Source organism: Micromonospora sp. CPCC 206060, from assembly GCF_036906895.1.
In the GTDB taxonomy this organism is placed as follows: domain Bacteria; phylum Actinomycetota; class Actinomycetes; order Mycobacteriales; family Micromonosporaceae; genus Micromonospora.
Map to the genome: position 1 here is coordinate 1 of NZ_JBAKHU010000010.1, position 18,145 is coordinate 18,145.

17 protein-coding genes and 2 tRNA genes are annotated in these 18,145 nt (G+C 70.8%); 10 read left to right on the forward strand and 9 right to left on the reverse strand.

What is annotated here, in order from left to right; all coding sequences use genetic code 11:
• The first annotated feature begins 804 nt into the window (after positions 1–804).
• The 3 genes from V6U90_RS10085 to V6U90_RS10095 all read left to right on the forward strand — a co-directional run bounded on the left by V6U90_RS10085 (position 805) and on the right by V6U90_RS10095 (position 3,304).
• Entirely contained in the window at positions 805–2,223 is a 1,419-nt protein-coding gene (locus tag V6U90_RS10085) for a hypothetical protein (RefSeq protein ID WP_334433818.1), read from the forward strand.
• Positions 2,224–2,252: 29 nt separating this feature from the next.
• The gene (locus tag V6U90_RS10090; protein WP_334433819.1) at positions 2,253–2,759 is read left to right on the forward strand and encodes a GNAT family N-acetyltransferase; all 507 of its coding nucleotides are present in this window, start codon (positions 2,253–2,255) and stop codon (positions 2,757–2,759) included.
• Positions 2,760–3,070: 311 nt separating this feature from the next.
• The gene (locus V6U90_RS10095; protein ID WP_334433821.1) at positions 3,071–3,304 is read left to right on the forward strand and encodes a hypothetical protein; all 234 of its coding nucleotides are present in this window, start codon (positions 3,071–3,073) and stop codon (positions 3,302–3,304) included.
• Between the two features lie 493 nt (positions 3,305–3,797).
• Here the strand turns inward: V6U90_RS10095 and V6U90_RS10100 are convergent.
• Positions 3,798–3,870, reverse strand: a tRNA-Lys gene (locus tag V6U90_RS10100).
• Positions 3,871–4,054: 184 nt separating this feature from the next.
• Here V6U90_RS10100 and V6U90_RS10105 point away from each other — a divergent pair.
• Together V6U90_RS10105 and V6U90_RS10110 are read left to right on the forward strand one after the other, a co-directional pair.
• Positions 4,055–5,323 (forward strand): L,D-transpeptidase, encoded by a 1,269-nt coding sequence (locus V6U90_RS10105; RefSeq protein ID WP_334433823.1) that lies wholly within the window; start codon positions 4,055–4,057, stop codon positions 5,321–5,323.
• 144 nt (positions 5,324–5,467) lie between these two features.
• The gene (locus V6U90_RS10110) at positions 5,468–6,760 is read left to right on the forward strand and encodes a L,D-transpeptidase (RefSeq protein ID WP_334433825.1); all 1,293 of its coding nucleotides are present in this window, start codon (positions 5,468–5,470) and stop codon (positions 6,758–6,760) included.
• 189 nt (positions 6,761–6,949) lie between these two features.
• Here the strand turns inward: V6U90_RS10110 and V6U90_RS10115 are convergent.
• Positions 6,950–7,025 (reverse strand) — tRNA-His (locus tag V6U90_RS10115).
• A gap of 100 nt (positions 7,026–7,125) precedes the next feature.
• Entirely contained in the window at positions 7,126–7,716 is a 591-nt protein-coding gene (gene orn / locus V6U90_RS10120; protein WP_334433827.1) for an oligoribonuclease, read from the reverse strand.
• Between the two features lie 73 nt (positions 7,717–7,789).
• Between orn and V6U90_RS10125 the strand changes: the two genes are divergently transcribed.
• The gene (locus V6U90_RS10125; protein ID WP_334433829.1) at positions 7,790–9,046 is read left to right on the forward strand and encodes a glycosyltransferase family 87 protein; all 1,257 of its coding nucleotides are present in this window, start codon (positions 7,790–7,792) and stop codon (positions 9,044–9,046) included.
• 317 nt (positions 9,047–9,363) lie between these two features.
• Here the strand turns inward: V6U90_RS10125 and V6U90_RS10130 are convergent, their stop codons facing one another.
• From V6U90_RS10130 to V6U90_RS10145, 4 genes are all read right to left on the reverse strand, one after another.
• On the reverse strand, positions 9,364–10,050 hold the full coding sequence (locus tag V6U90_RS10130) for a hypothetical protein (RefSeq protein WP_334433831.1): 687 nt from the start codon (positions 10,048–10,050) through the stop codon (positions 9,364–9,366).
• A gap of 104 nt (positions 10,051–10,154) precedes the next feature.
• Positions 10,155–10,892: a YcnI family copper-binding membrane protein gene (locus V6U90_RS10135; RefSeq protein WP_334433833.1), complete on the reverse strand. Its 738-nt coding sequence runs from the start codon at positions 10,890–10,892 to the stop codon at positions 10,155–10,157.
• Between the two features lie 69 nt (positions 10,893–10,961).
• Entirely contained in the window at positions 10,962–12,626 is a 1,665-nt protein-coding gene (locus V6U90_RS10140; protein ID WP_334433835.1) for a copper resistance CopC/CopD family protein, read from the reverse strand.
• 170 nt (positions 12,627–12,796) lie between these two features.
• A complete protein-coding gene (locus tag V6U90_RS10145) occupies positions 12,797–13,450 on the reverse strand; it encodes a zf-HC2 domain-containing protein (RefSeq protein WP_334433837.1) in 654 nt (217 codons plus the stop codon).
• A 118-nt stretch (positions 13,451–13,568) separates the two neighbouring features.
• Between V6U90_RS10145 and V6U90_RS10150 the strand changes: the two genes are divergently transcribed.
• The 4 genes from V6U90_RS10150 to V6U90_RS10165 are packed head-to-tail and all read left to right on the forward strand — an operon-like array spanning position 13,569 to position 16,560.
• Complete coding sequence (locus tag V6U90_RS10150) at positions 13,569–14,162, forward strand: sigma-70 family RNA polymerase sigma factor (RefSeq protein WP_442933559.1); 594 nt, start codon at positions 13,569–13,571, stop codon at positions 14,160–14,162.
• Between the two features lie 37 nt (positions 14,163–14,199).
• The gene (locus V6U90_RS10155; protein ID WP_334433839.1) at positions 14,200–14,724 is read left to right on the forward strand and encodes a MauE/DoxX family redox-associated membrane protein; all 525 of its coding nucleotides are present in this window, start codon (positions 14,200–14,202) and stop codon (positions 14,722–14,724) included.
• Positions 14,717–15,433 carry a DsbA family protein gene (locus V6U90_RS10160; RefSeq protein ID WP_334433841.1) on the forward strand — a complete coding sequence of 239 codons (717 nt, stop codon included), beginning with the start codon at positions 14,717–14,719 and terminating at the stop codon, positions 15,431–15,433. The genes V6U90_RS10155 and V6U90_RS10160 overlap by 8 nt, the downstream gene beginning before the upstream one ends.
• Positions 15,430–16,560, forward strand: coding sequence for a hypothetical protein (locus V6U90_RS10165; protein WP_334433843.1), 1,131 nt, complete (start codon positions 15,430–15,432; stop codon positions 16,558–16,560). The genes V6U90_RS10160 and V6U90_RS10165 overlap by 4 nt, the downstream gene beginning before the upstream one ends.
• 45 nt (positions 16,561–16,605) lie before the next feature.
• Here V6U90_RS10165 and V6U90_RS10170 read toward each other — a convergent pair whose 3' ends face one another.
• Complete coding sequence (locus tag V6U90_RS10170; protein WP_334433845.1) at positions 16,606–17,373, reverse strand: energy-coupling factor ABC transporter ATP-binding protein; 768 nt, start codon at positions 17,371–17,373, stop codon at positions 16,606–16,608.
• A complete protein-coding gene (cbiQ, locus tag V6U90_RS10175) occupies positions 17,370–18,140 on the reverse strand; it encodes a cobalt ECF transporter T component CbiQ (RefSeq protein ID WP_334433847.1) in 771 nt (256 codons plus the stop codon). Before cbiQ ends, V6U90_RS10170 begins: the two co-directional genes overlap by 4 nt.
• Positions 18,141–18,145: the final 5 nt, after the last annotated feature.

Sequence of the window (18,145 nt, forward strand, 5' to 3'; positions counted from 1 at the left end):
CCGCAACACCGCGTTTTCCCGCCGCAACACCGCGTTTTCCCGCCGCAACCCGGCGTTTTCCCGCCGCAACCCGGCGTTGTCCCGCTCCAACTCAAGAACCCGGGCCTCCAACCGGGCAAGCCGCTCAAGCAGCTCCACGATGGACGGCGTTCCGGACACCCAACCATGATCCAACCCGAACGACCCAGGTCAAGCCGACCCGCCGACGAGCACCTGACCAGTCACGATGCGATCGCAGTAGCTTACATCAAGAAGGCCACTGTCTACTGCGTGCACCAGCGGGGCTATTGCATGGAGCAGGCTGCTCGGATAGCAGTTGAAGAAGCGGTCGTGGAAGTCTTGGGTAGGAGCGAACGCAAACAGTATCCGGGACGGGCTGGATTGCACTGATTCTCCCTCAATGGTCTCGGCCCCGCTCGCTCCGTCGTATCGGTACGCAGGCGGAGCGGCGTCGCATCAAACCGCCTCAGCACGCTCCCCGACACCTCCACGACGCTCACGAACCACCACAACTCTTGATCGATTAGTGTCGATCAAGAGTTGTGATCGTATGCGGGAATCCGTGGCAGCGTCCACCTGGTTACGCCCAGTAGCTGCCACGGGGCCTTCGTCGTCTTACCGTCCAACCTCTGTATCGAGTGCAGCGCCCCCGGCTTCGCCAGAGCAGGGCAGCGGGCCGTGAACTCCGGGAAGCCCGAGGATGGTCGCGTGAACGTCGTGAACATTGACGACTCCGAACAGACCAGCCAATGATCGGGGGTCTCAACCGCTACCGTCTGAGCGGCAATCGATGCGGAGGTTCCGGTGAGCGATACGTCGGCGCTGGCCGATCTTCTACGGTTGGCGGAGTGGGGTCCGCGCCAACTCGTAGCGGCCATCAACGCCCGGCTGTCCAGCCAGGGCCGCGACCGGCTCCGACTGGACCCAACCGCCGGGTACTCCTGGGTCCGGCGCGGCTTCCGACCCCGGCCGCCGATCCCGGACATCGCGGCCACCGTGCTCACCGACCGTCTCGGCTACACGGTCACCGTCGACCAGATGTGGCCCGGACGTTCCGGTACGGCATCAGTAGCACGGTCAGCAGCCGCAGGCCTGGACACGGTGACCCATATCGACGATCTCGTACGGGAACTGAGCCTGCTCACCACCACCGCGCCGACGCCGAGCAGCCCGATTGCGGACGCCTGCGGTGCCGACCTGACCGCTGCCGTCCTCGACCAACTCCGCGGTGCTGTGCTTGTGGCCCGCAACCGCGCCGGTCACGAGTACGTGCTGCCGGAGCAGGTCAGCCTGATCGCCGCCCATGTGGCGGCGCTACGTCGGCTCGACGACCGGCACGGCGGCGGCGCACTCAGCCTGCGATACGTCACCGCCGAGCTACGCAACGTCGTTGACCTGGTGGAATACGCCAACTACGACGTCCGGACCGGTCGCAGACTGCTCGCCATCGTCGCCGATCTCGCCCAACTGCTGGGCTGGTTGCACTTCGATTCCAGCCGCTATGGCTCGGCCGAACGGTACCTGCTGCTCAGCGTCGGGGTCTGCCGGGCCTTGGGAGCACGTGACCGGGCCGCCAACGCGATCGGCATGCTCAGCTACGTGTCGGCGTTCGCCGGTCACGGCCACCAGGCCGTTCAGCTGGCTGAAGCCGCCGCCGCCGAGGATCGCCGGACCGACTCCGTCCTGCGAGCTCGACTGCTGGGCCGCGACGCCACCGCTGCGGCGGCCGACGGCGACCTGGCCCGCTTTCGCCGCTGCGCCGACCAAGCCACCGCGCTACTCGATCGCAGTCGAGACCCGGACAGCACCTCGTTCCTGTACTACCTCAGCCCGATGCAGCTCGCGGCCGAAGCCGGCCAAGGGCTGGTGGTACTCGCCGAACGGACGACAGCCAACCGCAACCGGCTGCTCGACGAAGGAATCAGTCTGCTCACCGATTCCGTAACCAGCATGGTCACGCCCCGCCGCCCCGGCGAGGGGCCACCCTACGCACGGTCCGGGCTGCTCCACCTGACCTTCCTCGCCCGCGCCCACCTGCTACGCGGCAACCTGTCCGAGGGCGTAGCCGTGATGCGGACCGGCCTCGGCCTGCTACCACAGGTGCAGTCACCGCGCGGACGCAACTACCTGCGGCGCCTTCGGCCGGCTCTGGCCCGCCGGGCCCGCTCCAGTTCCGTCGCCGAGTTCCTGCCGGAGTTCGATACGGCATTATCGGGGGTGTGACAAGCGCACCACCGGCCGACGCCACGGGAGTGACCCTGCGCGAAGCCCGGGTAGACCATCCCCACGCCTCTCAGCTGCTACGTGCCTTCCACAACGAGCAGGTCGACCGGTACGGCTTCGCCGATCCGGTCGACCTCGACCCGGATATGTTCTCGCCACCGAACGGAACCTTCGTCATCGCGTACGAACAGGAGAATCCCGTCGGATGCGGCGGCTGCCACTGGTACGACCGAACCACCGGTACCGTCGAGATCAAAAGGACCTTCCTGATAGCCGAGGCACGTGGGCGCGGATTCGGCCGGGCCCTGTTGAACCGGCTGGAGAGCCAAGCGGTCGGCTGGGGCGCTCAATGGGCCATCCTCGAAACCGGCGTCCGCAACACCAGCGCTCTTGTCCTCTTTACCGCCAGTGGCTACCTCCCGACAGGACAGTACGTACCCGGCCGAGACCCCGCGATCAACCGAGCCTTCATCAAGCCACTCGCTCCGGACCGGCAACCACCCCACGCATCGAGCGCGCGGACCACCACTCGATAGCCAGCATCGCCAACCGGCCAGACCTCGGGACGTGGTGTGGTCAGTTCACCGAGTTCACGCCCCCTGAGACGCGTTCCCGCTGTTCACGGCTCGACCGCGTTCCATTCCCGCACTGCCGCTGGTCGACTGTTGATCGCGGAACTCCACGCGCACAAGCAGCTCGTGCGGCTCCGTGAGAGCAGGCCCGGGGCGGGTGCGACAGCTCGCACGATCACGCTCCCAGGACCGTCGGGCACAAGTCGCCCGTCCCGGTGCCGCTCCAGCAACTGTCGGTAAAGCGTGACGACGCGCATCCTCTTCAGGGAGACGTCATGAGCACGATCTACCTCGGCACCGAGGCGCTCGACCACCTGTCCAGTGCACAGCGAACCCTTGAGGAGCACTTACTGACCTGCGGCGCGTGCGGTACCAATCGCCCCTGCTACGACCGCATCGAAGCCGAACGCGTCTTTCTCCGCTACGGACGCCTCCCCCGACGTACACCAGGCCTCATCGGCGGTGCTGCAGTCCGCCGCCCCGGTTTCGGCTGGTTCCATCGCCCATGAGCCTTCCGTGGGACCTGACAAACCCGCCCGCGCAACCACCACCTGGCTGCCGCGACGGCCAGCGCTGGCGCATCGCCCACACCCTCTTCGCCGCACACGGCCTCGAAGACTCCGGCGCACACTGCCACTGCGGGGAGCTCTGGCCTTGCCCCATCCACCGCCGGGCGATCCGCGCCCTGGTGACCGCGTTCCTGCAAGCCGGACCAGTCATGATCATCCACCCGGCCGGGACAACCGTCCTCTGCCGGTGGTGCACCCGCGCCATCACACCGCACCAGGCGCACGGCTGGATCCACTCCCATGATGGCTACGTCACCTGCGACCCGCCCCACCCCGACGCGCCACCGGCAACCACCGCTGAGCCGGATCCCGCCCACCAAATCCACCACGGTCCAACGGCTCCCGAGCACCCACGGAGCACCATCGAAGGTCAGGGATAGAAGAAGTGGCCCTGACCCGGTGTGTAACACCAGGTCAGGGCCACTATCACCTGTGCGCCGCCAGGGACTCGAACCCCGAACCCGCGGATTAAGAGTCCGCTGCTCTGCCAGTTGAGCTAGCGGCGCTCGCTGGCAACGGGGAGAACACTAGCATGGCCCCGCTGGGGCACTCCAATCGGATGTCGGCTCACCTCTTCGGTTGAGCTTAAAGGGTAAACCAGACAAACTGCGCAGCAGTAAGGCTGACGGGCCATGGTGGTGGGCGGGAGTACGGCACGATGTCCGCCAGAACCGAGTGAACGAGGTGGGGATGGGCAAGTTCACACGGGCTCGGGCGATGCTGGCCGCCCTGGCCCTGGCCGCACCGCTGGCGCTGACCGCCTGCGGTGGCGAGGTAGCACCGCAGTTCGTGAGCGAGACCACGGCACCGTCGGCGGGTACGGGCGACCCGTCGGCGAACGCCTCTCCGGACGGCGGCACCGCGCCCGCCGCCACGGGTGGGCTCGAGGTGACGCCGGCCACCGGAGCCAAGAAGCAGCCGGTCAGCGTGGAGATCGGCGCAGCCACCGCCGGGACGAAGGTGACCGAGGTCGCTCTCACCGGGCAGGACGGCGAGAAGGTGAACGGCGCCGCCCGGGCGGACGGTTCCTCCTGGGTACCGGCCAAGCCGCTGAAGTACAACAGGACCTACACCGCCACCGTCACCGCCACCACAGCGGACGGTCAGCGGCGTACCGGCACGACCACCTTCACCACGATGGCGAAGCCCCGGTCGGTGATCGGCTCCGGGCTCTACCTCTTCGACGACAAGACGTACGGCGTGGCCATGCCGGTCGTCGTGGAGTTCTCCCCCGGTATCGCCAAGAAGGACCGGGCGGCGGTGCAGCGCCGGATGTTCGTCCGGACCGATCCCCCGCAGCCCGGTGCCTGGCACTGGGTGGCCAATGGCACCCAGGCCTACTACCGGGCCCCGGAGTACTGGCAGTCGGGTACCACGCTCAGCGTCCGGATCGCCCTGGAGGGCATCCCGTTGAGCAACGGCAAGTACGGCAACGTCGACCGTGTCGCGACCGGGAAGATCGGCAGCCGGTTCGAGATGAAGGTCGACAACAGCACCAAGCAGATGACGGTCTACGAGAACGGCAACCTGGTCCGGACCCTGCCGGTGAGCCTGGGCAAGAAGTCGACCCCCTCCTCCAGCGGCACGATGGTGGTGATGGAGAAGAAGGAGTCCACTGTCTTCGACACCCGGGACGATCCGAACCCGGCGAACCGCTACGTCACCGACATCGACTTCGCGCAGCGGCTGACCTGGGGTGGCGAGTACATCCACGCCGCACCCTGGTCGGTGCAGCACCAGGGTCGGCGCAACGTCTCGCACGGTTGCGTGAACGTGTCGATGGATAACGCGAAGTGGTTGTTCAGCAAGACCAAGGTCGGTGACCCGATCACCATCCGGGGGACCGAGCGCAAGCTGACCCCGGGCAACGGCTGGACGGCCTGGAGCATGAGCTGGGACGAGTTCGTGAAGGGCAGTGCGGTCCCGGTCGCCGAGCAGAATGGCGCAGAACTGAGCTGACCTCTGGCACGCTGGGCAGTTTGGGCGTTATTCCCGCTATCTGCCATGTTGCGGGATGGTGGTTCTCTTCACCCGGGGAAACGGGTACTTGTCCTCGCGCGTCAGTGAGAGACGATGGGCGTGAGGACGGACTGTGAGGGGACCATGCGAGCTAGCCAGGACCAGCTGACCCAGCGTGCCAACGGCCGGCGTCCGGCGCCGGTCCGGATACTCGTCGCGGTGGTACTCGCCGGTGTGCTGGCCGTCACCTCGGCCTGCACCGGCGGGGAGGGCACGGGTGGCGGCCCGGGCAACGTGCAGGGCGGCGGGGAGAAGCCACCCAAGGCCACCGCGACGATCACCGGACCGGCGGCCGACGCAAAAGACGTGCCCGCCTCGACGGCGATCGCCTTCGACGCGAAGGACGCCACCGAGACCACCTTCGAGCTGAAGGACTCCACCGGCAAGACCGTCGAGGGCGCCCTGGATCCGGCCGGTGGGAGCTGGTTGCCCGGGGGCGCGTTGAAGTACGGCGAGACGTACACCGCGACCGTGACGGCGACCGGTGACGACGGTAAGGCGGTCACCGCCACCAGCGCGTTCACCACCATGGCGAAGCCGTCGAAGCAGGTCCGGGTGACCAGTTTCCTCGGCGACGGTCAGGTGGTGGGGGTCGGTATGCCGCTGATCGTGAAGTTCGGTCGGGCCGTCCCGGAGGACTACCGCGACGACGTGCAGCGACGGATGACGGTGCGCTCCGAGCCGGCGCAGGAGGGGATCTGGCACTGGGTCAGCCCCACCGAGGTGCGCTTCCGCCCGAAGGAGTTCTGGCAGGCCAACTCGAAGGTGTCGTACCGGGTGCAGGCGGGTGGCCTGCCGATGGGCGACGGCTGGTACGGCCGGGCGGACCTGAGCGTCGACATCAAGATCGGTCCCGCCACGGTGATGACCGTGGACAACAAGACGAAGCGGATGACGGTGACCCGGGACGGCAAGGTGATCCGCACCATCCCGGTCAGCCTGGGCAAGAAGAGCACCCCGTCCTCCAGCGGCACGATGGTGGTCATCGAGAAGCTCAAGGAGACGGTCTTCGACACCTTCGCCGAGCTCGGGCCGGAGGAGGGTTACCGCACCGACATCGACTTCGCCCAGCGGTTGACCTGGGGCGGTGAGTTCATCCACGCCGCGCCCTGGTCGGAGGGTCAGCAGGGTCGGGTGAACGTGTCGCACGGCTGCGTCAACGTGTCGATGGCCGAGGGAGCCTGGCTGTTCAACCAGACCCGCATCGGTGACCCGGTCACGGTCAAGGGCACCGAGCGCAAGCTCCAGAACGGCAACGGCTGGACCGACTGGAACATGGGCTGGGAGGAGTACGTCAAGGGCAGCGCCCTGCCGTACGAACCGGCGACGGCCGAACAGAGCCCGTCGGCCGAGCCGGAGCCGAGCGCCACCTCCTGACCCCGTCACGCGACGCGGAACGCGGTCCCGACCGGCCCGGTCGGGGCCGCTGCCGTCTGCCGGCGGCGGCAACGACCGGGATGTTGCCCGGGAACTACTGGCCGCCCGGTAGGCGAAGGAGTCCTGCCCCCACACTGCCTCCGGAAACAGGTCAGGGCCGGCGCTATGCCGACCCTGACAGGTAGAACGTGGGGTGACTGATGGGATTTGAACCCACGACACCCGGGACCACAACCCGGTGCTCTGCCAACTGAGCTACAGCCACCATGCCGTCCACACCCGGATTTCATTTCCCCGGGCGGGGCGCCGACCAATGATAGCCATACGACCGGGCACCGCGTCGAGCGGGTTCCGCCCTAACCGCGTCACAACTCCGCGGCGATCGCCTTCGCCGCGTCCACGTCCGGCCCCGGCAGGGGTACGAAGACGGTGCGGCGGTAGTACTCCAGCTCCCGGATGCTCTCCCGGACGTCGGCCAGGGCCCGGTGGGCGAGCCCCTTGGCCGGCTGCCCGAAGTAGACCCGGGGGTACCACCGCCGGCACAACTCCTTGATCGAGGAGACGTCGACCATCCGGTAGTGCAGGTGCGCGTCGAGCCGGGGCATGTCCCGGGTGATGAAGCCCCGGTCGGTGGCGATCGAGTTGCCGCAGAGCGGGGCGGTACGCGGATCCCTGACGTAGGTGGTGAGGTACTCCATGACCATGTCCTCGGCCTCGGCCAGGGTCACCGTCGAGCGCCGGACCTCCTCGGTCAGCCCGGACTTGGCGTGCATCGTCCGGACGATCTCCGGCATCCCGGCCAGCACCTCGTCGTCGGCGTGGATGACCACGTCCACCCCGTCACCGAGCACGTTGAGATCGGAGTCCGTGACGAGCGCGGCGACCTCGATCAGCGCATCCCGGCCGAGGTCCAACCCGGTCATCTCACAGTCGACCCAGACGAGAAGATCAGCCACCGGAACAGACTACGCGCAGCCCACGCCCCCGCGCCTCATCAGCTTGGGCAGAACAGACCGCTAGGGTTTCCCCGTGCCAGCCGATCCCACCCTGCCGACGACCATCGTCGAGGACGAGCCGGACGGGCGTACCGTCCGACGTCTGGTCACGGTGGTCGCCTTGGCCGCCGTGCTACCCGCGCTCTACCTGCCCGGACTCGTCCACGACTTTTTCGACCTCAAAATCTACATGCGGGCGATGGACTGGTGGGCCCGGGGGAATCCGCTCTACGACTACGTCCAACCCGACCGGGTCCAGGGTGAGTTGTACTTCACCTATCCCCCGTTCACCGCCCTGCTGCTGCGTCCCTTCGCCGCCCTGCCGCTCGGCGTCACCATCGCCATTTTCACCGCGCTGACGGTGGTCGCGGTGGTGGCCACCACCTGGTGGCTGATCCGACCGGTGGTGGAGCGGCACGCCCTGCCCCGCTGGTTCGCCGTCACCGTGGCGGTCATCGGGGTACTCGCCGTCGAGAGCACCCGCGAGACGATCACCTTCGGGCAGATCAACATGCTGCTGGTCGTGCTGATCCTGGCCGACCTGCTGTTCGCCGTACCCCGAAGGTCGCGGTGGGCCGGCGTGGGCATCGGGCTGGCGACGGCGCTCAAGCTCTATCCGGGCATCTTCATCGTCTACCTGCTCGCCGCCCGGCGGTGGCGGGCGGCGGTGGTGGCCTCCGCGACGGCTGCTGTCGCGACGCTGCTCGCCGCAGCGGTGGCCCCGGCCGACTCGTGGCGGTTCTGGACCCACGAACTCTGGTCGACCGGGCGGGTGGGCCGCACCGACTACACCGGCAACCAGTCGCTGTTCGGGCTGCTCAGCCGGTTCACCGCGCCGGACCGGCCGGATCCACTGCTCTGGCTGGTGTTGGTGGCCCTGGTGACCGGGTACGGGCTGTGGCGGGCGGCGAGCGCCGCCCGGGCCGGCGACGAACTGACCGGGCTGGCCCTGACCGGGTTGGTCGGCGCGCTGGTCAGCCCGATCACCTGGACCCACCACATCTACTGGTTCGTCCCGGCGCTGGTGGTGCTGGTGGACGCCGCGCTGTCGGCCAGACCCGGGCCCGGGGAGGTCGCCGGCCGGCGCCGCTGCCGGCTGCTCGCCGGGGCGGCCGTGCTCTACCTGGTCATCACCTACGGGGTGGTGTCGTTCTACGACTGGGGGGTGGCGGTCGAGCGAACCGATTCGCCGGTCGAGTTCGTCCTCCGGAACACCTACGTGCTGACCGCCCTGGTGCTGCTGGTCGCGTTGCCGATCCGGAAGGGGTCCGCCCCGGGCGGGACGCGGTAGCCGGGCGGCTGCCCTTCCATGACCCGCCCGGGGCGATCGCCCGTCGGCCCCGATCGTCGGGGAAGGCTACCGGGAAGTTGCGCTAAATGGACACAGCTCCCCATCTGCCACACGGGGCGCTAATCTGGCATCAACCGCCGAAAGCACTGCTTCGGTCGCACCGATCCCCGGTGAGAGTGGCCCTCCGTGTCGGCAGCACGGAGGGCCACTCGCGTCCGGGGCCCGACGGACCCGGCCGACGGAAACAGCCGACGGCAGCCGTCCAGGGACCGGCGGACACAGCCGGTCAGGACCGTCCAGGGACCGGCGGAGGCCGGTCAGGGCCGGTCGCGCAGGTGTTTACCGGTGGAGCGGGAGCCGGTCCGCCGCCGACCGGAATCCCGCTCCGGCACAACGGAGCCGGGCGGTGACGCCCGACGACCACCCTTCGACGCCGGTACCGGCGGGTGGGACACCGGCCGACCCTCCTGGGGCGGACGGGCCGCCGGCCAGGCCAGCCGGAGCGGAACCGGTGGACGGACCGGGCCGGGCCCGGAGACCACGACCGGTCCCGCAGGCTCCCCGTCCGCGTGGCCGGCCGACTCCGGAAGCGCGACCGGCCCGGATCCCCCGGCCGGCGCGCCCGGCTCCGCCACCACCGTCGACGACTCGCCGCTGACCGGGCCGACCTTCCCGGGGCCGACGTCATCGAGCGTGGCCAGTCCGAGACGCCCGGCGAGCAGCGGCACCTGAGCCGGTTCCACCACGAGGACCACCTCCCGGGGCGGGACTGACGGGCGTCCGGGGCGGACGGCCAGCCCGACCGCGAGCAGGGCCAGCCCGGCACCCGCGCCGAGCAGCAACCAGCCGAGCCAGCCGGGGAGACCGGCGATCTCGACGGTCATCCGGTACGGCCCGTCGGGGTCACGCCGCCCCCCGCCGCTCGCCAGCAGTGCACCGACCAGTCCCACCGGCAGCGCCATCGTCAACAGCAGTGTTCCGGCGATCGCGCGTACGAACCGCATCCGTGTCATTCCCCTTCAGGCCGTGGTGACCCCGACGACCTTACCCAGCCAAATGGTGCAACCACGGAATATCGCCTGAAGCGGGGCGTCATGGAACCAACGAGTCAGTCGGTGCTGGTCGGTTGCCGGCGGGTACGGGCGTAGGCGGCGCCACCGAGCACGAACCCGGCCAGCCCGGCGGCCAACCCGGCCGCACCGAGGAGGGTGCCGGAGTCGCCGTCCCCGCCGTCGTTCCGGTCCGCCCCGGCAGCCACCGTGACAGCGGCCGACGGCGTCGGCGCCGCGCCGCCCTCGGGGGCCAGGGTGAGCACCGGGGCCGGGTTCGCCGGCTCCTCGCCACCACCGGCCGGCGGCTCCTCGATCCAGCGCACCACGTTCCCGTCCGAGTAGGTCTGGAGCGCCTTGAAGACCATCCGGTCGACCTTGGGCAGCGGCCCGAGCGAGACCGGGAACTCCTGGAACTCGCCGGGCTTGACCGCCGCGCCGGCGGACGCGGTCCACACGATCCGGGAGACCACCTCGGTCAACGGCGTACCGTGCACCTCCACCGGCGGGTCGACCTTGCGCTTCTGCACGCTGACCGTCCAGCCGGGCACCGGCATGGTGGAGACCGACCCGACCGGCGCGTTCTCCGGCAGCACCACCTCCACCTTCGTGGTCGAGGCCGTGTCGCTCTCGTTCGGTACCCGGAACGCGAACCGGCCGTACCCGCCCTGGGTCGCCTCCTTCGGGTCGACCGAGACGTGGGCGGCGGCCGGGGCGGCGAAGCCGAGCACGGCGGTCAACGCGGCGCCGAGCGCCAGGACCGCCGCCACGGGAGCGGTACGCCGGTGACGGGACATTCGAGAGCCTTCCTGGTGATGCGACAGGTGTGTGTCGGACTACTTGACCGGGACGGCGGTGGTCACCGTCTACTTGACCGGGACGGTGGTGGTCACCGTTGCCTGGTCGATGTCGGAGATCCGGAGGGTGAACCGGAACTGCCACTCCCCCGCGGTGGGCAGGTTGATCTCCCCGGTGGCGTGGTTGTCGGTCAACGGCAGCAACGGGATCTCCAGCGGTTCGATGCCCTCCGACGGCAACGCGGCGGTCGCCGACCACTCCAGCACCGGCAGCGGTTTGTTGTCCGGCGTGTACGCGTACAGGTGGATGGTGTTGTTGCCCCGCTCCGCCGGATCCATCTCCAGCTGGACGTTGAAGATCGAACTGGTCAGGCTGGCCGAGTAGTAGGTGGCCTCGATCCCCGCGACGTCGGTCACCGCGGTCCGGGCCGGGGTGGTCTGCACCAGGGTCGCCGACACGCCCAGCACCACCGCGGCGACCGCCAGCTCCGCCCAGACCGCCCGGCGCGCCGGCCGCCGCGCCGGTTCCTGCCGGTGCAGCAGTTGCCGGGCCACCACCGCGGCCACCACCGCCGCCACGAACAGGCCCAGCTTGGCCAGCAGCAACCGGCCGTACGTGGTGTCCAGCAGCGCCTCGACACTGCCCACCTCGATCAGCCCGCCGACCGTACCGGCGAGCACCAGCGCGCTGATCGCGAACGCCGCCCAACGGGACCAGACCGGCATGATCGCGCCGAGTTCCCGGTCGTCGGCCAGGCGCAGCAGGAACCCACCGAGCATGGCCAGCCCGCCGAGCCAGACGGCCATGCTGCCCAGGTGGACCGCGTCGACCACCACCGACACCGCCGGTGCCGGGGAGACCGCCGGATGCCCGGCCACCGGCCAGGTGAACAGCAGCGCCGCCCCCAGGACCGCCAGGATCACCCGGTCCGACCTACCGCCCGTGCCGGCCAGTACCGGCCAGAGCAGGAACGCCCCGGCGGCCAGCAGGCCGAGCCGGACCAGATGCGCGGCACCGAACGAGCTGCCCAGCACGTCCCGGACGCCGCTGCCGGTCACGTCGAGCAGACCGCCACCGGCGGTGTACGGGGCCTGGAGCACGATCGCGCCGACCGTGGCGACCACGAGCACCCCGAACCCGGTCCAGGCCAGCCGGACCGCCCCGGTACGGGTCAACCGCCTCGGCCAGAGCAGGCTGAGCACCAGCACCGGGCCGACCAGCAGGAGCAGCCCGGCGTAGCTCAGGTACTTGACGACCTTGACCGCCCGGTCGACCACCGTGTTGACCCGGTCGCCGCCGTCACCCCCAGAGTCGGTCGGCGGGGCGGACGGCGCGCCCACCGAGTAGGTGTAGGCGCCCGGCAGCGGGTGGCTGTCCGCCGAGATCACCCGGTAGCTGACCAGGTAGGTGCCGCGCGGACCGGACGGGTCGACCTCGATGGTGACCACCGAGCCCTCGAAGGAGGGCTCCCCCCGGTCCACCCGGGAGCCGTCCGGGGCGATCACCCGGATCCGGTCGGGCACCTTACGGACCGGCTCGCTGAAGGTGAGTACCACCTCCGCAGGCGCCGCCGGCACCACCGCGTTGGCCACCGGACTGCTGCTGACCAGTACCGCGTGCGCCGCAGCCGGCGTCGCCGGGACCACGAGCAGGGCGAACGTCACCATCAGCGCACCGAGGCCGGCGCCCACCCGGACCCACCAGGGGTGTCCCGCAACAGTCATGTCGACCATGCTCGCCGACCGGTCGGCGACTCCGCGAGTATCTGTCAGCAACGCCGCGTCGCCACCGTGCCGCGACGGTCGACAGGCGTCGGTCGACCGGCTGTCCCGGGAACGACCCGGCCGGTCCGGGACGCCGAGTCGGCGGGCGCCGCCGCGCTGACCTCCGCGCATACCCGGCGTCATCCGCGCCCCGCCGCCGCCACGACCCGCCCCGGTCCGTCCAGCTCCCGGCTGACCCGGCCCAACGCCCAGAGCAGCCCGGCCTGCACCACGGCCGCCAGGTGACCCAGCTCGTGCATCAGCGCGGTGGTCGAGTTCACAATGTCGACGGTGCTGGTGACCGCCAGGCAGACCGCCAGCACCATGGCCACCGGCACGAACGTCTGGGCCCTTTCCGGCCGGTAGGCGGCCAGCACGAACCCGACCGCGAGCGCCACGTCGAACGACGCCATCTCCCGACTGGTGTGCGGGTCGGGGGCCACCCCCAGCCCGGCCAGCAGGATCGGCAGGGCCACCGCGAGCTGGGCGACGGCTGCCACCGCCACCGCCACCCGCAGCACCTGCCGGCGGGCCTGCAACGCCGCCCGCACCGTCTGCGCCGGCACCGGCCGGGTCTGCGGGTCCGCGGCCACCGCAGCCAGCACGGCGGCGGTCAGATCGGGTACGTCCACCGCCTGCACCCGCACCGCCCGGGTGACCTGCTCCGCCCGGGTCAGCCAGGCCCGGCAGCCCGGGCAGCCGTCGGTGTGCGCGTCCAGCACCGCCCCCGGCGCCCCCGGATCCTCACCGTCCAGCCGCGCCGACAGCGCCGCGCGTACGTCGTCGCATGTCATGGGGAGGTAGTCGACCGGGAACCGGGAAAAGTTCCCCGATCCGGCGACCAGTGGCGTACGACATGGAAGGGACCAACGGCCCTCCCATCCGATCAACGCGCGCGTAACCTGGATTTCCGTGATCCCCGCGCAGCGCGATCTCGTCGACGTGGCCGGCCCGCCCGACGGCGGGACCCGGGCCGCGCCCGAGTCGTCGACCTACTGGGCCGTGGCCGCCCGGGACGGGGACCCGGTGGCCCAGGCGGCGTTCGTCCGGGGTACCCAGGCCGAGGTGTGGCGGTTCGCCGCCGCCCTGGTCGACCCGGACAGCGCGGACGACCTCACCCAGGAGACCTACCTGCGGGCGTTCCGTGCCCTCGCGTCGTTCGAGGGCCGGTCCAGTGCGCGTACCTGGCTGCTCGGCATCACCCGCCGGGTCTGCGCCGACCACCTGCGCACCGTGGTCCGCCGTCGACGGCTCGACGCCCGGCTCGCCGCCCAGGCCCACACCGACCACCCGCACCCCGACCCGGCCGGTCACCTCGGTGCCGCCGACCTGCTGCGCCGCCTCCCCGCCGACCGGCGGGAGGCATTCGTGCTGACCCAGGTGCTCGGCCTGTCGTACGCCGAGGCGGCGGAGGTCGAAGGGGTGCCGGTGGGCACCATCCGGTCCCGGGTGGCCCGGGCCCGCGCCGAACTCGTGGACGCCGTCGGTGACGCACTCGCCAGTTGAGGATCCGGCGGAACCATCCGAACGGACGGAACGACCAATGACCGTGACCGTGCCGAGTGAGCAGACCGCCCGATGGTCCACCGTCCGCCCCTGGCTCGGGGTCGCCGCCCGGCTCGGGCTGGCCACCGTGTGGCTCGTCGCGGGCGGCACGAAGGTCGGTGACCTGGCGGCCTCGGGTCGCGCCGTCAACGCGTACCAGATCCTGCCGTACGACGCGGCGACCGTGGTCGGGGCGGCCCTGCCGTTCGTGGAGATCGCCCTCGGCGTACTCCTGCTGCTCGGCCTGGCCACCCGGCTCGCCGCCGGGTTCTCCGCGGCGCTGCTGGTGGTCTTCGTCGCCGGCATCGCCTCGGCCTGGTCACGCGGCCTGTCGATCGACTGCGGCTGCTTCGGCAGCGGTGGGCAGCTGGCCGCCGGGCAGAGCCCGAACTACGGCCCGGAGATCCTCCGGGACCTCGGGTTCCTGGCGCTTGCCGGGTTCCTGCTGATCTGGCCACGCACCCCGCTCTCGGTTGACGGGGTGCTGGCCGGGGACAACACGCTGGAGGACGTGGATGAGTAGTCGCAAGGGCCGCAACGAGGCCGCCCGCGTGGTCCGCGAGCAGCTCGCCCGGGAACGGCGCCGCAAGCGCACCCTGTGGACCTCGGTGGCGGCGGTCGCGGTACTGGTCATCGCCGGGCTGATCGGCTGGAGCATCTACTCCGCCCAGCGCTCCGACGACTACACCGCGCCCACCGGGTCCAACGACGCCGGCACCGGGGTCGTCGCCGGTTCCGGTCCGGTCACCGTGGACATCTACGAGGACTTCCTCTGCCCGGCCTGCCAGCAGTTCGAGCAGGCCAGCGGGGCGACCATCGACCAGCTCATCAGCGAGGGCAAGGTGAAGGTGGTCTACCACCCGGTCGCCTACCTCAACCGGTTCTCCAGCACCCAGTACTCCACCCGCTCGTCGGCCGCCTCCGGCTGCGCGGCGGAGGGCGGGAAGTACCGCGAGTACGCCAAGGCGCTGTTCGCCAAGCAGCCGCCGGAGGGTGGCGCCGGGCTCAGCGACGACGAACTGGTCAACATCGCCGCCGGGGTCGGCCTCGACCGGGACGGCTTCGCCTCCTGCCTGCGGGAGGGCACCTTCAAACCGTGGACCGAGCACGTCACCGAGGAGGCGAGCAAGGCCGGGATCACCGGTACGCCGACCATCCTGGTGAACGGCCAGCAGTTGGCCGACCGCAGTCCGGAGGGGCTCCGGGCGGCGGTGGAGGCAGCCGGCAAGTGACCGTACCCTTCCCCCGCCGGGGCGTCCGGGTGTTGCTCGGTCTGGTCGCCGCGCTGGCCGTACTCGTTCCGGCGGCACCCGCGTCGGCGCACGGTGCGGACGCGCCGGCCGCCACCGACTACCGGACCGAGGTCACCGGGGTCGCCCCGGACCGGCCCGGGCTGACCGTACGCACCATCGAGGCGGGCGCCCGACTGGAACTGACCAGCACCGGTGGGCGGACCGTGGTGGTGCTCGGCTACCAGGGTGAGCCGTACCTGGAGGTGCGCCCCGACGGGGTCTACGAGAACGTCAACTCCCCGGCGACGTACCTGAACCGCACCCTGGACGGGAACACCCCGGTACCGGCCACCGCCGGCCCGACCCAGCCGCCACAGTGGAGCCGGATCGCCACCGAACCGGTGGCCCGCTGGCACGACCAGCGCATCCAGTGGCGGGAGTCGGCACCACCGGCCGTGGTACGCGCCGACCCGGGACGGGAGCACCGGATCCGGGACTGGACGATCCCGCTGCGCGACGGCGACACCGCCGGGGAGATCCGGGGCACCCTGGACTGGGTACCACCACCCGACCCGTACACCTGGTGGGCGGGGATCCTGCTCGGCGTCCTCGCGGTCGGGACGCTGGGACTGCTGCCGGCCGGTACACCGGCCGGACGTCGGGCGATGGCCGCGCTCGGTGCCCTGTCCGCCGTGGGTGGGCTGGCCGCCGTGTCCTTCGCGGTGGCCCGCGAGATCGACGCGGGCGCCGACGGGCTGACCGGGCTGCTCGGGGGCCTGCTCACCACCGGGATCTGGCCGCTGCTCACCGGTCTCGGTGCGCTCGCCGCCGGTGGGTACGCGCTGGCCCGCCGCCCGGCGGCGGACTTCGCGGTGGCCCTGGCCGGGATCTGTCTGGCGCTCTTCGCCGGGGTGTCCAACGCGGCGGTACTGGCCCGCGCGGTGGCCCCGGTACCGTGGCCGGCCCCGGCAGCCCGGGGGGTCATCGCGCTGACCGTGGTGCTCGGCGCCGGCGTGGCCGCAGCCGGGGCGCTCCGGCTGCGCAGCACCGCCCGCACCAGCCGCCGCACCAACCCGCACCCCGACAGCGTCGATCATGGAGTTGTGGTGGGTGACAAAGGGGATTAATCATCCCCAACTGGGCACCACAAGTCCATGATCGACAGCTGCGGGTCAGCGCGGGGCGGGCCGGGGGCTGAAGCCGTAGGGCAGTTCGAGGCGGTGCCGGGCCAGCAGATCGGTGTCGGCGAGCAGCTCGACGATGGGCCCGTCGGCGACGATCCGGCCCTGGTCCAGAATCACCGCACGGTCGCACAGTTCCAGGGCGTACGGCAGGTCGTGGGTGACCATCAGCAGCGTCACCGGCAGGGCACGCAGGATCTCCGCCAACTCGCGACGGGCCGCCGGGTCGAGGTTCGACGAAGGCTCGTCCAGCACCAGGATCTCCGGACGCATGGCGAGCACGGTGGCCACCGCCACCCGACGCCGCTGGCCGAAGGAGAGGTGGTGCGGCGCCCGGTCCCGGTGCTCGGACATGCCCACCGCCGCCAGCGCCTCGTCCACCCGCTCGGCCAGCTCGGCCCCGCGCAGCCCGAGATTGGCCGGCCCGAACGCGACATCCTCCGCCACCGTCGGCAGGAAGAGCTGGTCGTCGGGATCCTGGAAGACGATGCCGACCCGGCGGCGGATCTCGGCGAGCGTCGTCCGGTCCCGGCTGACCGCCAGTCCACCCACGGTCACCGAGCCCGCCTCGGCCGCCAGGATGCCGTTGAGGTGCAGCACCAGCGTGGTCTTGCCGGCCCCGTTCGGCCCGAGCAGCGCCACCCGGTCACCGCGCGGCACGGTCAGGTCCACCCCGTGCAGGGCGACATGACCATCCGGGTACGCGTAGCGGACGGCACGCACGTCCAGCGAGGGCGGAGTCTGCACGTACCCGATCATGTCAGGACGGCGGCGGTGGCGGCGATGCCGGCCGCCACCGCCGGAACACTCACCCCCACCAGCCACTGCCCGGCGGTGGCCGCACCGGACGACTCCCAGACCGCCGGCATCCGGCCGGTGTAGCCCCGGGAGAGCATCGCCAGATAGACCCGCTCGCCCCGCTCGAAGGCCCGCAGGAAAAGCGCACCCACCCCGGCCGCGAAGCCCCGCAACTGCCAGAGGAAACGCGGATCGTCGGCCCGGGAGATCCGGGCCACCCGCATCCGCTTCGCCTCACCGACCAGCACGTCGAGGTAGCGCAGCATGAAGGTGGCGATCTGGGTGACGACCTGCGGGCACCGCAGCCTGTCCAGGCCGAGGATCAGGTCCCGCAGCGGGGTGGTCGCCGCCAGCAGCAGTGACGCGAGTACCCCGAGGGTGCCCTTGGCCAGGATGTTCCAGCCGCCGTACAGGCCGTCGACGGAGAGGGAGAGGCCGAACCAGTCGACCCGCTCCCCCTGCCCGACGAACGGCAGCACGAAGGCGAAGAGCACGAACGGGAGTTCGATCAGTGACCGGGTGAGCAGCCAACGCGCCCCCACCCGGGCCAGCGCGGCGACCACCGCGACCAGCAGGGCGTACCCGCCGAAGGCCCAGAACGCCTCCCGGGGGGTGGCCACCACGGCGAGGGTGAACGCCACCATCGCAGTGATCTTCACCTCGGGCGGGAGACGGTGGACCGCCGAGGTCCGGTCCTGGTAGAGCACGTGGGCGTGCCCGGCACCCATCGCCG